The organism is Corynebacterium striatum ATCC 6940 (genome assembly GCF_000159135.1).
Taxonomy (GTDB): Bacteria; Actinomycetota; Actinomycetes; order Mycobacteriales; family Mycobacteriaceae; genus Corynebacterium; species Corynebacterium striatum.
This window is the reverse complement of record NZ_GG667531.1, coordinates 91,742-107,581: the sequence shown is the minus strand read 5'-3', so window position 1 is coordinate 107,581 and position 15,840 is coordinate 91,742. Positions and strand designations below refer to the sequence as shown.

12 protein-coding genes, 1 tRNA gene and 1 pseudogene are annotated in these 15,840 nt (G+C 58.8%); 7 read left to right on the top strand and 7 right to left on the bottom strand.

Annotation, left to right across the window (positions count from 1 at the left end; translation table 11 throughout):
* Positions 1-137: 137 nt before the first annotated feature.
* The 7 genes and pseudogenes from HMPREF0308_RS12025 to HMPREF0308_RS13430 all read left to right on the top strand — a co-directional run.
* A complete protein-coding gene (locus HMPREF0308_RS12025) occupies positions 138-1,790 on the top strand; it encodes an L-lactate permease (protein ID WP_005532002.1) in 1,653 nt (550 codons plus the stop codon).
* Positions 1,791-2,123: 333 nt separating this feature from the next.
* Positions 2,124-2,909, top strand: a complete 786-nt coding sequence (locus tag HMPREF0308_RS12020) for a (Fe-S)-binding protein (RefSeq protein ID WP_005532001.1) — start codon at positions 2,124-2,126, stop codon at positions 2,907-2,909.
* Entirely contained in the window at positions 2,909-4,414 is a 1,506-nt protein-coding gene (locus HMPREF0308_RS12015; protein ID WP_005531999.1) for a LutB/LldF family L-lactate oxidation iron-sulfur protein, read from the top strand. The genes HMPREF0308_RS12020 and HMPREF0308_RS12015 overlap by 1 nt, the downstream gene beginning before the upstream one ends.
* Positions 4,411-5,046 (top strand): LutC/YkgG family protein, encoded by a 636-nt coding sequence (locus HMPREF0308_RS12010; RefSeq protein WP_005531997.1) that lies wholly within the window; start codon positions 4,411-4,413, stop codon positions 5,044-5,046. The genes HMPREF0308_RS12015 and HMPREF0308_RS12010 overlap by 4 nt, the downstream gene beginning before the upstream one ends.
* Before the next feature lie 108 nt (positions 5,047-5,154).
* Positions 5,155-5,228: transfer RNA gene (locus HMPREF0308_RS12005), tRNA-Arg, on the top strand.
* 218 nt (positions 5,229-5,446) lie between these two features.
* Entirely contained in the window at positions 5,447-5,773 is a 327-nt protein-coding gene (locus tag HMPREF0308_RS13050) for a hypothetical protein (RefSeq protein WP_005531995.1), read from the top strand.
* Between the two features lie 819 nt (positions 5,774-6,592).
* A pseudogene (locus tag HMPREF0308_RS13430) lies at positions 6,593-6,823 on the top strand (cupin domain-containing protein); the annotation flags it as partial.
* A 148-nt stretch (positions 6,824-6,971) separates the two neighbouring features.
* On the opposite strand, the gene HMPREF0308_RS11990 reads toward HMPREF0308_RS13430, so the two are convergent.
* The 7 genes from HMPREF0308_RS11990 to HMPREF0308_RS11960 form a co-directional block, all read right to left on the bottom strand.
* Complete coding sequence (locus HMPREF0308_RS11990) at positions 6,972-7,172, bottom strand: hypothetical protein (protein ID WP_005531992.1); 201 nt, start codon at positions 7,170-7,172, stop codon at positions 6,972-6,974.
* A gap of 141 nt (positions 7,173-7,313) precedes the next feature.
* Positions 7,314-7,601 carry a hypothetical protein gene (locus HMPREF0308_RS11985; protein ID WP_005531991.1) on the bottom strand — a complete coding sequence of 96 codons (288 nt, stop codon included), beginning with the start codon at positions 7,599-7,601 and terminating at the stop codon, positions 7,314-7,316.
* A 68-nt stretch (positions 7,602-7,669) separates the two neighbouring features.
* The gene (locus HMPREF0308_RS11980; protein WP_034657594.1) at positions 7,670-8,194 is read right to left on the bottom strand and encodes a MarR family winged helix-turn-helix transcriptional regulator; all 525 of its coding nucleotides are present in this window, start codon (positions 8,192-8,194) and stop codon (positions 7,670-7,672) included.
* A 37-nt stretch (positions 8,195-8,231) separates the two neighbouring features.
* Complete coding sequence (locus HMPREF0308_RS11975) at positions 8,232-10,832, bottom strand: AAA family ATPase (RefSeq protein WP_005531985.1); 2,601 nt, start codon at positions 10,830-10,832, stop codon at positions 8,232-8,234.
* Positions 10,833-10,835: 3 nt separating this feature from the next.
* A complete protein-coding gene (locus HMPREF0308_RS11970) occupies positions 10,836-11,933 on the bottom strand; it encodes a metallophosphoesterase family protein (protein ID WP_005531983.1) in 1,098 nt (365 codons plus the stop codon).
* Positions 11,934-11,953: 20 nt separating this feature from the next.
* A complete protein-coding gene (locus tag HMPREF0308_RS11965) occupies positions 11,954-12,796 on the bottom strand; it encodes an SWIM zinc finger family protein (protein ID WP_005531981.1) in 843 nt (280 codons plus the stop codon).
* On the bottom strand, positions 12,796-15,837 hold the full coding sequence (locus tag HMPREF0308_RS11960) for a DEAD/DEAH box helicase (protein WP_005531979.1): 3,042 nt from the start codon (positions 15,835-15,837) through the stop codon (positions 12,796-12,798). Before HMPREF0308_RS11960 ends, HMPREF0308_RS11965 begins: the two co-directional genes overlap by 1 nt.
* Positions 15,838-15,840: the final 3 nt, after the last annotated feature.

Here is a 15,840-nt window from a genome sequence, read left to right as displayed (position 1 = left end):
TTATAACAGCAAACAACTTGTGTGACATATGCCTTTTATTGCGAAACTTACGCGAAAAGGTTCGCTCAAGTTTTAGGCTTTAGAAAGACTGTGTATTAAATAAAACACTCGTTTTCCTTCTAGAGACTTGGGTAACTATGAACACCTTCCAAATATCGACGGATGCCATCGGCGGTAGCCTCGGCCTTTCCGCTGCTGTAGCGACGCTTCCTCTCATTGCCTTCTTCATCATGTTGCTGGGCTTTAAGGCTCGCGCACATACCTCGGGTGCTGTGGCACTCATCGTGGCTCTCGCCATTGCTATCTTCGGCTTCGACATGCCCACGGGCATGGCGCTGTCCTCCGCCGCACGCGGTGGCCTCTTTGGCTTATTGCCGATTGTCTGGGTGATCATCACCGCCATTTGGTTCTACGAGATCACCGTGGCCTCTGGGCGTTTTGAGGATCTCCGCAAGACTTTCGACCTGCTTGGCGACGGTGACATCCGCATCCAGGCCATCCTCATCGCGTTTTGCTTCGGCGGCCTGCTTGAGGCTCTCGCCGGCTTCGGCGCCCCTGTGGCGATTACCGCGACGATGATTCTGGCGCTGGGTGTCAAGCCACTCAAGGCTGCCACGACGGTGCTCATCGCAAACACTGCGCCGGTTGCCTTCGGCGCGGTGGGCATTCCAGTGACCACCGCCGGTGAGGTGGGCGGCCGTACCGCCGAGCAGACTGCTGATATCGCAGGTCTTATTTCCTTACAAGTGCTGCTGATTGCAGCGGCAGTCCCCTTCTTCATCCTGTTCATCTTGGATGGAGTCCGCGGCCTCAAGGAAGCCGCCCCGGCTGCTGGCGTCATTGGCCTTTCTTTTGCCATCGCGCAGTGGGCTGCGGCCAACTTCTTTGCCTACCAGCTCACCAACGTTGTGGCCTGCATCGTTTCGCTGGGCTGCGCGTTCCTATTCCTGCGCATGTGGAAGCCAAAGGGCGTTGCGGAGCTGCGTGAGCGCATGGGTATTCCGGCGCAGGAGGCAGTCACCGACTTGTCCGGCAGCCGCATCTGGATGGCGCTGCTGCCCTACGCAGTCGTGACCGCAGTCTTCGCGGTAGCTACCGCAGCTCCGAAGCTCTTTGGGTTCTGGAAGATTAAGTTCGCCTGGCCGGGCCTGGATGGCACAGTCCTTGACTCTGCTGGCAAGGTAATGGACACCTCATTTAGCTTCAATGTCTTTGGCAACCCGGGCACGCTGTTGCTCATCTCCGGACTCATCGTGGCCATCATCTTCTGGATCTTCAACGAGAACGGCCACTACCACCTGCCGAAGTCTGCCCCACTGACAAAGTTCGGTGAGGTTTGCTCCCGCATGAAGTTCTCTGCGTTGACCATCATCTTGGTCCTCGCTTTGGCTTACACCATGAATTACTCCGGCCAGACCATCTCTATCGGTGAATTCGTGGCCTCCGCGGGCAGCATCTTCGCGCTCTTCGCGCCGGTGCTGGGCTGGATCGGCACTGCAGTTACCGGTTCGGATACCTCGGCCAACGCCCTCTTTGCCAACCTCCAGGTCACCGCTGCAGAACGCATCGGCGTCAACCCAGACCTCATGCTGGCGGCGAATACCGCCGGTGGCGTTGTGGGCAAGATGATCTCCCCGCAGTCGCTGGCCATCGCCGCAACGGCAGTTCAGATGGAGGGCGAGGAGTCCCGCATCCTCAAGGCAGTCGTGGGCTACTCGCTCGTCTTCCTGGCCGTCGTGTGTGTCATTGTGTTCCTCATGACCAACGCGTTGGGCTTCCTGGTTCCTTAAAACTTCTGCCCCTAAAGAAAGTCTCCGCATCCGCTGCAATTACAGCCGCGCGATGGGGAGACTTTTGTCTACCCCCAAAAGGTATATTGCCTTAAAGTGACGCATCACTCATCAGAAACCACAAGTTCCCCACGAGACGCACGGCGGTAGTGGTTTGCGCACGTAATAAATTTCGCAACATTAGTGTTGCAGAATAACCGCCGCTAGACGGCATTTTCACTATGAAATTCTGCGTTTTTATCGGTATTATTTAAGGCACACCCATAAAAATTAGCCCACCCAAGTACGCGCTGACTTCCATGGCACATACTGGGCAGTTAAAGGAGCGCAAGCATGCGAATTGCACTTTTTTCTACGTGCATTGGTGACGCCCTCTTCCCGGACGCTCACAAGGCAACCGCACTAATCCTCTCCCGTTTGGGCCACGAAGTGGTCTTCCCAGAAGAGCAAACTTGTTGCGGCCAGATGCACATCAATACTGGTTACCAGAAGGAAACACTGGGCATGATCCGCAGCTACGCGGACGCGTTCGCAGATCCTTCCATCGATTACGTGGTTTCCGCCTCTGGCTCGTGTGTTGGCGCAGTTCGTGAGCAACACGTCAAAATTGCTGACCGGTTCGGCTCCTCCGCTGACGTGGATGGCGCTAAAAAGGCCTCCCAGAAGACCTTGGACCTGCCCGAATTCCTCGTGGACATCGAGCAGCGCACCGATCTCGGCGCTTTCTTCCCGCACAAGGTCACCTACCATGATTCCTGCCACGGCTTGCGCTTCCTGAAGCTCGGTGACCGCCCGTACCAGCTGCTGAGCAAAGTCGAGGGAATCGACCTCGTGCCGCTCGAAAACGTCGAAGAGTGCTGTGGCTTCGGCGGCACCTTCTCACTTAAGAACCCAGAGGTCTCCCAGGCCATGGTTTCTGACAAAACCCGCCACGTGAAGGACACCGAAGCCGAGTACCTCACCGGCGGTGACTCTTCCTGCCTTATGAACATCGGCGGCGCACTAGCGCGCCAGCGCAGCGGCGTTCGCGTGCTGCACATGGCTGAAATCTTGGCCTCCACCAAGGAACACCCTTGGACCCCTGAGACGGCCGCTTACTCCAAGGAGAAGATGCTCTAATGACTTCCTTCCTCGACACCACCCCGCCTCGCGCGCCGGAGGGCTACGGCAACCTCCGCGGCGAGAAGGCATTCGTTCCACTCGCCCACGTTGGCCTCAACAACGCGACCCAGCGTCGTAACCTGCACCACGCCACCACCACCATTCGTAATAAGCGTGCCAACGCCGTCGAAGAGCTGCCGGACTGGCAGAAGCTGCGCGACGCCGGCTCCGCAATCAAAGAAGACGTTGCTGCCCGCATGCCGGAACTTCTCGAGCAGTTCGAGGAGCAGGTAACCAAGCGCGGCGGCATCGTCCATTGGGCACGCGACGCTAAGGAAGCCAACGAAATCATCGAGGGCCTTATCCGCGAGACCGGCGAGACCGACATCGTCAAGGTCAAGTCCATGGCAACCCAGGAAATCGGCCTGAACGAGCACCTCGAGTCCGTAGGGATCAATGCCCGCGAAACCGACCTGGCTGAGCTCATCGTTCAGCTGGGCGAGGATAAGCCCTCCCACATCCTGGTTCCGGCCATCCACCGCAACCGTGCCGAAATCCGTGACATCTTCGTCAACAAAATGCCGCACACGGATGAATCCCTAAAGGCTGAGCCAGCCGAACTCGCGGAGGCTTCTCGTACCTTCCTGCGCGAACAGTTCATGAAGGCCAAGGTTGCCATCTCCGGCGCTAACTTCGGCGTTGCCGAGACCGGCACCATCAACATTGTGGAGTCCGAGGGCAATGGCCGTATGTGTCTGACCCTGCCGGAGACCCTGATTACCGTGATGGGCATCGAAAAGCTCGTGCCAACTTTCCAGGACCTTGAGGTCTTCCTGCAGCTGCTGCCGCGTTCTTCCACAGCAGAGCGCATGAACCCATACACCTCCATGTGGGCGGGCGTAACTGAAAACGACGGCCCGAAGAACTTCCACCTGATTCTTTTGGACAACGGTCGTACCGCTGCCCTGTCCAGCCCGATTGGCCACCAGGCTCTCAAATGCATCCGTTGCTCGGCTTGCCTTAACGTTTGCCCGGTCTACGAGCGCGCCGGCGGCCACGCATACGGCTCCGTTTACCCTGGCCCGATTGGCATCTCCCTGACCCCACAGCTGACCGGTATGAAGGACCACCACGATCCTTCCGCCAGCCTGCCTTATGCATGCTCCCTGTGTGGACGCTGCGACGAGGTTTGCCCGGTGAAGATTCCGCTTTCTGAGGTCATCCTGGAGAACCGCCACCAAAAGGTCACCCACGCTACCCCACCAGTCGAGTCCAAGCTCTTCAGTGTGGTTCAGCTGGTCTGGGGTCACCCGAAGATCTGGAACCAGGTCACGCACATGGTTGCGCTGGGCCGCGTTCTCGGCGGATTCAACGGAGTGATGGACAAGCTCCCGTTGTTCCTGTCCGGGTGGTCCGATGCCCGCGATACTGCTGTTCCACCAAAGAAGTCTTTCCGTCAGTGGTTCGACTCCGATGAAGCTAAAGAACTGCTCGCCCAGGCCAAGAAGGAGGGCATCAAGTGAGTACCGCCAAAGAAGAGATCCTGAAGCGCATTCGCACCGCGCAGAAGCAGGCAGGCTTGTCCGATCACGTGGAGGCACCGCGTGAGTACGACACCGAGGGCACGCTCAATGCCGACGAGCTGCGTGACATGCTTGTGGAACGCCTCGAGGATTACAAGGCCGAAGTCCACGTGACCACCGAGGCTGAGCTGGCAGAGACCATTTCCCAGATTTTCACTAACAAGGAATGCTCCAAGGTCACCTACGCTCAGGGAATGGACGCAGCGCTTATCGACGCCATCACGTCCAACGCCACCTTCACCCCTGACGATCCAACTTCGGATCCGCGCGAACTCGACACCGTTGATGCTGTGCTGACCGAGTCCCACGTCACCTCGGCACAGACTGGCACCATCGTGCTAGAAGCCGGCCCACTGTGTGGTCGCCGCGCCCTAACTTTGGTTCCGGATCGTCACGTCTGCATCGTGCGCAAGGACCAGATCGTCTACGGAGTTCCGGAGATGGTCTCTCGCATTAACCCGGACTTCCCCGCTACGTGGATCTCCGGCCCGTCTGCTACCTCTGACATTGAGCTCTCCCGTGTGGAGGGCGTCCACGGTCCGCGCGACCTCATCGTGGTCATCGTGAAGTAGCCAGGCTAGCTAGACGCCACACCACTAAGTAGCCCCCGCATTGGCTACTTGATGGCGGCATGCGCTAGAATCACATCGTTGATATCTGGCGCATGCCGCATATCTTTTGCCTCCGTAGCTCAGCGGATTAGAGCATCGGTTTCCGGTACCGAAGGTCGCAGGTTCGATCCCTGTCGGGGGCACAATTTCTCCCCTCGCTTTCTCGGCGTTCAACCCCAGCAGGCGAGGGTTTTACCTTCGCCCCTTATCTTTCAACTCATAGTTAAGAGTTCAGACATTAGGCAGACTTTAGGTCAAAGACAGCGAATTCTTTTCAATCTATTTCGATAGGAATCCCCCTGCCGCTCGAAGTCAAAGAATCATTCCTAAGAATGATCCCGCGGGCTGTAAGGTCAGGGCCATGGATTCGACGTCTCGTCCGAAGCAGGCCTACCTCTCGTTTATCGCAACCGCGTTAGCGTTCTTCGTGGTGCCGGGGATTGTGGGCGCGGCTCTTAGTGGGGGTACAGCGACTGTGTCCATGCTGGTGCTGCTGCCAGTGATGGCGTTGGCATTGGGCATGCTGGATGGCCGGCTCTTCCGCTATACGCTGTCCTTTCCGCTCATTGCGGCTTTTATGTTCTGGCTTTCTACCAAGGTCTACTACAACACCGGTACGTGGATTTACGCAGTTGAAGTCGTCCTGCTTGCTTGGTTGGGCAGCTGGTTAACAGGAAGGAAGGCCTAGATCATGGAAACGTGGACTCTTGACCATCCGGAGGCCGGAAAACTCGAAGTCACGGTCGGCCCAGATGTGGAGTTTGCTGAAGCTTATGAAGACTGGCCGCAAGAACCGAGCGAGCAAGAATACACCGCCCTGGACGCCAACATGCCGCTTAAAGAAAGAATCCGGGCATTCATTAATAATCCACCTATTCGCGTGCAAGTTTGCCTCGATAGCGAAGTCCTTGGAAGGTACACCTCGTTGTCTTCGGCGCGAGTGGCACTAAAACAAATCGATACCGACGAGCTACGCAGCATAGAGCTTGTCAACCGCACGAAGCCGCACCTCAAGCTCCACGCGAATGCCCTCGACGAGTTGATCGAGGTGACCTATCACAACGGCTCAGAGGTGGTCGAGTTTGAGCCACCAGCTGGCAGCCGTGGAGCGCAGCGTCGCGAAGAGATGGAGCAAAGCCCCGTTAAACGCGTGGCCTATCCCCTTCTTGCAGGCCTTGGTAAAGGCGGATGGGCGTTGGCTGTTATCGTGCTCGGCCCAATCCTGCGCAAGCTTTTCGACTTGCTGCCTATCCCCGACATCGACTGGCCAGATCTGCCAGATCTCCCCGAGCTTCCCCAAATCCATCTGCCAACCATCAGTATCGATTGGCCAGACATCAACTGGCCGAACATCAATTTCCCTGACCTCCCGCCGCTGCCCGAGTGGATGGTTTTCTTGCTCAATAACTCGAAGGTGTGGGTGCCCATCGTCATCGGTATCGCCTTCGGCGTGATATCCATGCGCAACCACAAAAAGTCCGAACGGCATAAGAGGCAATGGCAGGACGGCGGCGAAATCGGCGCGGAGGTCCACGATGACCATGACCAGTTCCTGCGCCTCGAGTCCGGCCAGGGCCGCATCATGATTGGTGAAGACAAGAACAACCTGGACATCGACCAGGTAGTCGAAGACGACTTTGTCGTCTTCGTACCAGCTGGCAAGTGGCACAACTTCGTCAACGAGGGTTCCGAGCCGGTAAAGCTCTACTCCATCTACGCCGCCCCGGATCACGTTTAGGGCACCATCCACGAGACCAAGGAAGACGCGGACAACGATCCGAACGAGCAGCACTAATTGCGGCAGGCTTTAAAAACAACAATATGGCGGTCCAGAAGATGGGCCGCCATTTTAATATTTAGCTATTGAGCTTTGAGTTCTCCAAGTACTACTTGATGAATGGGTTTACGATCTCCTGGGTGATATCAAGGGTGCCGTGCTCGATGTAGTACATTCCGAGGAACATGGCGGTAACCAGAACGAATGCGAAAAGCATGTTAGGGATCCACTGGACAAACACGGAAACCCAGCCGTCAGCCTTGTCACGTGCAGCTGCTTCGCGCTGTTCCTGTGCCTCGTATTCGTTCATAATCCGTTGTTTCCTTTCACTGCGCCTGAAACCGCTAGGCACACTCCGCCTAGCAAGAGAAATCACTGCGGATAACTTTAGCAGTAGATCGTTATGAATTCGTAGTTATCCACCGTTTTATTGACACCGAATTGGCAAGATTTACACTCCGGGGTCTTCATTGTTCTCTAACGCCTCCACGAAGGCGTCCCTATCAGCGAACATACGGTTTATATCTGCCTCTGCGCCGACTATCCAGTGGCCCGATTCCTCGTCGAAAGTAATCGCGGCATCAGGATACTTGTCGAGGGCTTCCTCCATCGCAGCGGACTCCGCTTCAGAGGCAGTGCCATTCAGGTGCGACTCGGGATCTCCTAGCCCGTCTAGGACCGCAACGTTATAAATCGGGTACTGCGACTTGGGATGCTCAAAGAGCTCTTGCCCCATCATGGTGATTCCTCCCTTAGGTGGTGATTGCCCCACAAAACACTAAAGCAGGTAAGAGCCTGCTGAGATAACTAATTCTTTTCATCCACGGTGCACCTGCCATGCAGCAGTTCGTCCGGAACGAAGCCGTCATACCCAGGCACGTTGTTGACTGCGAGAATTCCCTGGAAGAAATTAACAAGGGATGGAATGTCCTTCTCGTTGAGATGGTCAAAGACTATGCGGCGCACAGACTCTACGTGTTCGGGCACGGCGCGTTCGAGACGCTCAAGGCCCTCATCGGTAATACGAACGATGACGCCTCGCGCATCACCGACGCTCTTGGACTTTGTGACCAAACCACGCTTTTCCATACGCGTTACTTGGTGGGAGGTACGTGAACGGTCCCACTCCAAGTCCGCGCAAAGCTCACGCAAACGCAGCTCATTGCCTTCTGCCTCGGAAAGTGCAACGAGAACGGCGAACTCTGACATTGAGACCTCGCCCCCAGCCATGAGGGTTTCCTCCATGCCGCGGTTAATCTTGCGAATAGAACCGAGGATGAGGCGCCACAGCTCTTGCTCTTCTTCGTTTAGCCACCGAGTTTCTGTAGTCATGTCAACAACTTTACACATTCGTTTAGGTATTAGAAAGCTATCCCTTTAACGCTTCTATATCCAGTTCTACCCTGCTGGGTACACGTGCATATCGCTGTGGCATGCATGTTAACACCAATACTTGGGAGTGCTTGGCCACTTGAGCAAACAACGTGGCCATAAGGTTGAGTCGAGTCGAGTCGGTAGATCCAAGAGCATCGTCAACAATAACGGGTACTCCGTCATCTTGCACCAATCCCGCTATTGCAAAGCGCGTAAGAATGGCCATCTGTTCCTTGGCCCCGCCCGAGAGGGAACCAAGATCTACGGTCTGACCATCGCGGCTGCGCGCCGTGACCACAAGCTCCTCAGAAAGTTCGAAATCCACGTCGCCACCGAAAACCTTACGGGCGAGCCCGTTGAGCTTGGTGACGAAGGGTTGCGCGTAGCGCTGACGTGCCGCATCGCGGTGCGTGAGCAAGAGCTCCCGCAGGTATCGCGCTGCGTTGGCACGCTTTTCCACCGCGGCCAGCACTTCCCGAGCAATCTCCAGTTCTGCGTTCGCAGATTCGAGCCGTTCCGCCACGCCCGAGTGCATCTCGATGCGGCCGGAGTATTCACGCATATCACCATCCGCATCGTGCACGGTGTTGTGCAGGCTCCGGACCTCTTCCTTAACCCCCTCATAAAGCGCAAACACAGTATCGACGTCCACGGCGCTAAGTTCGGCCAAGACTCCGCGTTGCCGGGTGAGCTTCTCCTCCGCCGCTGCAACCGCAGAGTCCAGCGCCGCGTCCGTTGCCACTTCCCTAGCCTTCTGCAGCGCTGCGTCGGCTGAATCATGATGTTCGACGGCCGCCTCATGACGAGCCTGGGCACCGGCCAACACCGCTGCTGTCGAACTCTCCCGGTACGGAGCAAGTTCCTTCTCAGCGCCGGTTACAGCAACGCGTGCCGCTTCCTCTTCTGCCTCCGCATCCACCAAAGAAACTTGGTCCTGCTCGCCCTGTTCCTCCAGCTCTGCTACCCCTTCAAAGCTGTCCGCTTGGGCCGCATGTCGGGCTTCTAGCTCGCCCAAATCATCGGCGCCAAGAGCAGCCTTAAGCTCCCGCTGTGCCTGCTCCACGGCACTGCGCAAACGCTGGTACTCGTCGTTTTTCGCGCGGGCTTCCTCGACCGACTCGCAGCCGGCCGCATCCAAAAGTTCCGCGAGCCGGGCCCGCACATTTTGCAGGGTATCTTCTGATGCCTCACCTGCACCAGCTTGATACGTCGCCCGCAACGCGCCGAACTCGAAGGCCATTCCGTCGCGCAGCTGAACGGTGGCACCTGCATCGGTAGCCTCACTGCCAGTTTCGGAAGGCACATTTCGCTCTTCACCGTCGACGACGAAGGCGCCCTCACCGCTAAACACGAGCTTGGCAGCGGCAGCGGCGTGAACCCGTTCCTGGACGGTTACCTCAGTGGCTGCTTGTTCAAGCGCGCGCAGATCGCCCACCTCAGGCGCCTCGGCAAGTTGGCTGCGGCGGCGCTTGAGCTCAGCGTCGAGTTCCTTTAGCCCCGCAAGGCGCTGCCGCAACGCCTCCCACTGCTTTTTCTCATGGTAGCGGCGCGCAAGCTGCAGTTGCTTGCGGGCAGCTTCATAAGACTTCTGTGCCTCGGCGAGCTTGCCTGCAAGCTGCTCACGGACTTCCTCTTCCTGCGCGGTGCTCAGTTTAAGCTCCTCGACCTTGGCCGCCAAGGCCTCGACTGCCTCTGCTGCGCTTGCCACGTCCTGTGCCATCGCGCGGCGCCGCTCCACGGCCTCGCGTGCAGTCTCCAGTTCAGCCTCGGCACGAGAAAGCTCTGCTTTTTGAGCCTCGATCTTCTCCAGTGCTGCTCTAGCCTCCGCGACCTCAGTTTCGCGCTGGGCGAGTTCTGTCTCAGCGGCCGGCAAAGCCTGCTCAGCCTCCGCCTTGGCTCGCTGGGCAGCTTCGTGTTTGATCACGACGTCGTCAAGCTGGTGTAATGCCTGCTCTGCATCTTGTTGCACAGACTCGGCCTCGCTCACCCGGGTCTGCGCGTCCTTATACTCCTTGGCCGGCGCCCCGGTCCGTGCGGTGAAGTACTTCTCATATTCCTTCTGTACTCGCGTGATGAGCTCGGAGTCTTCAGCAACAGCCGTGTCCATCCCGGAAGCAGATTCCAGCGCACTGGTCACCGATGGAATGCCGACCGCAGCCACGCCGGAACCTAGGTCATCCTGGCGCAAGAAGAGGGCGTCGAGAAGCTGGCGATCCAGATGCTCTGAGAGGATTCGGTCGAGCTCGTCATCGGCCGCGCCGCCGGTAAATTGCGCGGGGCGCGGTTCAAGAACGTGGAGCTCAGAGATCTTCTTCTTCAGCCACCGCTTGTGAATGCGGAAGCGATACGGGCCCACGGTCGCCTCAAGTCTGACCTCTGGTGATGCGTCGCGATGCACCGGCTTGAGCGCCTTAATCTTCTTCGAGGCGCCCGAGTGCTTCTCCGTCAGTACGGTGTCAATGGACTCAACGATGGTGGACTTTCCGGCCTCGTTCTCACCGTGGATGACCACCACGCCTGTTTCCGGAAGCTCGTCGACGCGCAGGTGCTCAACGCCGCGGACGTTGTGGAACTCGATGGAGTGAAGTCGCATCATGGCCTAGGCCTCCTTTGCGGTAAGTCGGAACAACAGGTTGGCGGCATCACGCGCAACCGGGTCATGAAGATTGCCCACCAGGTCGGCCAAAGCATCGGCGGCAAATCCATGCAGGTCAAGGTTGGCCAGCTCCTCCTCCGACGGGGCAAGGTGCAAATCCATGGTGCGCTCACGCGGGCGCAGCGAGGCAAACACCGGCTCCAGATCCGCCAGTCCCTGCTCGAGCCGCGCCTGCGCCTCCAGCCCCACGGTGCCGCGCAAGCCATATTTCACAGCCGTGCGCCTCTTGTACGGCAGCTCATCGACTTCCTTCAAGAAACGCTCCACGTCTTCCATGGAGTTCACGTCGGCCTCCAGCGCCCGGAAGTGCCAGCGGCCCACGCGATGCTTGACGACGTCGACCTCTCCCCCGTCGACCGTCACTATCAGCGCATTGCCTGAGTCACGCTCGCGGTCATCAAAGGCGGTGGTCTCAGGGCTGCCGGAGAACCATACCCGGCCGCTTGAGCCCAGCTCCTGCGTGGAGTGGGTATCCCCGAGGGCCAAGTAATCAATGACGCCCGCCTCGATTTGTTCCTCCACGAAGCGCAGATCGATGACGTCCGCTTCCGAATCGCGCGCCTCGACCTGGCCGTGACCTACCGCAATACGCACGCCGTCGTATGGCTCCAGCGGGGCAAGCGCCTCGCGCACCAAGTCATAGTTGGCCCGCTTGGTCAGATACGGGGCGCCAACGATTTCTACTCCAGGACGAAACTCAATGGGTGCAAAGTCCGCGATGACGTGAACATTGTCAGCAAATGGCTTGCGCAACACCGAATCAGCCACGAGTGGATCGTGGTTGCCGGGCAAGAGGTAGACCGGCACCGGCAGGTTGCGGAAGGTCTCCTTCGCGCGGCTCAACGTGTTCTTGCTCAACGCATTATGCTCGAAGACATCACCGGCCACGACGATGAACTCCGCGCCCGTCTCGCGCGCCAGCTCGCCAAGACGCACCACGGACTCCATGCGGTCGTCGTTAAAGCGTGCCTGGGCTTCCCCCTCCAGAAACCACCGCGTCATGCCTAACTGGAAATCAGAAGTATGAATGAACTTGACCATGAGTTTCCCCCTTTTAAGAATCAGTGCGTCAGATGATAGTAGAGGTCCTCGACATCAGAGACCGCTCGAAGCAAATCTATGTTCGTATGGCTTACTGCACGCATGGCTTTTCGCAGCAACTCTGGGTCCGAATCATCCACGGCCGGCGCCACCTTTGGCCGCGGCATATCGGGCAGTTGCCGCCCGCCCCAGAACAGCTCATTGCGCTCCTCGGTAGAAAGCCCCGCTCCAGCAAAACTATCCTCCGAGACAGCCTTGGCCTGTTCCATCACGGACTGCTCAAGGCGTCCAAAGTCGAGCCCACGCAGGGCAAAGACGACGGAGGAATCCGCGTCGATGCGGGTAGCCAAGCGGTCCGCCACCGCGATCACGTGCTTACACACGTACTCCGGGTCCGGGCAGGTGCAGGAAAAGCGCATGTCGCTTGGGTCCTCAGCGATGAGGATGTCGAGCGCTTCCTCGCTAAGCAGGCCGTCGCGCGCATTAGCAATGGAGTTCGGCGTGCGGGCAAACATCTGGCTCAGCGTCGCGATGTCATCATTAGTGCGATACGGCACCTGAATGAGGACGGTAAAGGGCTCGTTCTGCGAGCCGGCCACCTTGCCGTGAACGGCACCGTTGCGCACGTCCAGGCCCACAACATGACCGCCAGTTGCGTATTGCCGGCCGCGCGTAATGCGCCCGCTGTCCGCGTCCTTGTTCACAAAGGACACGATGCGCGTGGCAGCCGGAGACATGCTGTGCACGCGCGAGACGCGGCCTACCTCCTCCGGGGAGGTCACGCGTTTGCGCGCACCAAAGTTGGCGTAGATGACGTTATCTTCTGAGCCCTTGCCGGAATTACCCGAGGTATAGCGCGCCATTAGTCAGCCTCCTTGTAGCTCATCAACTGGGCCAGCTGCTCGGGATCGAGTTCCGTGAGCCAGCCCTCGCCCTCGCCCACCACGGCGCCAGCAAGATGCATCTTGCCGTCGAGGATGTCCTGAATAGACTCCTCCAAAGTACCGGCGGTGATCATCTTGTACACCTGCACGTTGCGCTGCTGACCAATGCGGAACGCGCGGTCGGTGGCTTGGTTCTCCACGGCCGGATTCCACCAGCGGTCCATGTGCACGACAATCGACGCCGCCGTCAGGTTCAGGCCCGTGCCACCCGCCTTGAGCGAGAGAATCATCGCCGGCGGGCCGTCCGGGGATTGGAAATCTTCCACCATCTGGTCGCGTTTGTTCTTGGTCACGCCACCGTGCAGGAAAGGAATCTCGCGCCCTAACTGCTGGGTGAGATAAGGCTGCAAGATGTCACCGAATGCCTTGTACTGCGTGAACACGAGGATGCGCTCCTCAGACTCAATCGCCTGGTCCACGATCCGCATAAGCTCCTCGACCTTGCCCGAGCGATGCTTGCCCTTCAACGTGACCGAGGAACCGTCGCCCAGGTAGTGCGCCGGATGGTTACAAATCTGCTTGATGCGAGTCAAAGACGCTAACACCAGGCCGCGCCGCGACATGCCCTCGCGTGTCTCCAGTGCCTTTTGCACGTCGTCGACAAGCGCCTTGTACAAGGCCGCCTGCTCGGGGGTCATCGCGACGGTGATGATCTGCTCGGACTTCTCCGGCAGGTCATCGATGATATTCGGGTCCGTCTTCAGGCGACGCAAGATAAACGGCGCGGTAAGCAGGCGCAGGCGCTCGGCCATGGTGTCGTCGTTCTCGCGCTCGATGGCCTTGGCAAAGTGATTGCGGAAGAAGGACGCGCTGCCCAGCACGCCAGGATTACAGAAGTCCAGGATGGAGCGCATCTCAGAGAGGCGGTTCTCCACCGGCGTGCCTGTTAGCGCAATGCGGTGGCGCGACGGCAGCGAACGCACGGCTTTCGACGAGCGCGTGGCCGCGTTCTTGATCGCCTGCGCCTCGTCGAGCACCACGCGATCCCACTCGACCTTGCCCAGCGTGAGGAAGTCGCGTCCCACGGTGCCGTAGGAGGTAATGACGAGGTCTGCGGACTCGGCGGCCTTGACCAGCTCTGTCTCTTTAAGTCGGTTCGAACCATGCTGGACCAGCACCTTCAGGTGCGGGACGAACTTCGCGGCCTCGCGCGCCCAGTTGCCCACCACGGAGGTAGGCGCCACCACGAGGGTGGGCTTGACCTCGGGGTTATCTTGATGCTCGACAGCAAGCAGGGTTAGCAACTGCAGGGTCTTCCCCAAGCCCATGTCGTCGGCCAGCACCGCGCCAATATTGTTGCGGGACATCCAATAAAGCCAATCCACGCCGCGCCGCTGGTACTCGCGCAGCTCGGCATTGACGGTTTCTGGAATCTCGATGCGCGCGGGTGCCACGGTGTCCATGCCGCCCAGCAGCGAAGCGTGCCACGTCGAGCCGGTGAACTCCACCGGTTCTTCAGCCATGGATTGCAAGGCCAGCTCGCGCAGCTCCGCCACGGAAACCTGCGCGGTCTCACCGTCGTTGAACTCTTTGAGCCGTTTTTCGACGTCCGCCACCAACGCCTGCCAGCCCGGTTGCTCCAGCTTCCGCGCCATCTCTGCGGCAGCGGCCAGACGCTCGAGCTCCTTCTGTTTGCGCTTGCGGGCCGTCTCCGCGAGCTTGTCCATATACTCCGAGATCTTGGACAGCGCCTGCGTGTCAGCCATGACCCATTCGCCGCGGAGGCGAATAAGCCCGGACTTAGACTGCACCAGCTGGCGCATCTCTTCTTCGCTCAGATCGGTGTCGCCTACGGACAGGTGCCAGTCATATTCCACCAGCTTGTCCATGCCCAAGTGCGCCTTGGTAGAGCCCTCAGCGGGATCGCGGACCTCGCGGGTCTCCAGCTTGGCCTTGGTCTCCATGTGCGCCCATGCCTTGGGCAGCATGACGGTAAAGCCAGCCGCCTTGAGTGCGGACACGTCCTTGGCGATGAACTCCACCAAATCATCAGTGCCCAGGAATACGTCCCAGTCACCCGCGTCATAGTCAGGGATTCCGGAGGACTCGCGCAGGCGCGGCGCCAAGGTCAGAGCCTTGCGCTGTGAGTTCCGTAGCTTTTCCACGCTGCCCCTATCGAGCTGATCCAACACGATGGGCTGTGGTGCGTCGGTGCCGGAGCGCACCTGCACGCGAATCGGCCACACTGAGGTCTCAGGGTCCTCATCCTTGGGCGGCTCCTCCACGATGAAGACGAGCTGCAGGTCCACCGAAGTAATCGAGTCTTTCCACTCGTTGAGGCCGCGCAGCAGCTGCGCACGGCCCTTTTTCACTGGCGACGTCGTCAGCATCGCCTGCGCAAAGTCGTGCCACGGTGCCGGGCGCGGGGCGTCGGCAAGCGGGCGTAAAACCATAAACGCAATCCAGTGCGTCAGCTCATCCGCCATGTCATCGGACAAGGCCCTGTTATTAATTGTCAGAATGCCAGGCGCCGCCGCGAGCATCTCCGCGAGCCAGCCACGCTCACCCAAACCAGAGGCCAGCTGCCACATGGGGTACCACTCGCCTGCCTGGTAGGCCAAGCGGATCGTCACACGTCCGGCACGCACAAACTTGCTAAGTCCACGGTAGACGCGAATAAGCCACAGCAGGTCTGGGGCGATGGTTGCCTTCTGCTCGGGCGTGGCGGCCTGACTTAGGGAATCGAGGAACTCCAGCTTGGCCAGAGTGGCCACGGCCTCCTCGGGCGCAAACATCGCCATGGGCACCATGAGGGAGACGTCCTTGCCCTTGGGCGTGCGCAAGGAAACTCGCGCTCGATTACGGAAGGATTTCTTGCCCAAAATTGTTTCGACTGCCTCAGGAAAGGTCCCTTCGGGAACGGCGGAAGGCATAACAATTTTGTGCCCTTCTACCTGCTCAATCCATAGACTAAGTCCCGAAACTGGGAGCCACAGGCCATGGATAAGGTAAGAAGCCATAGC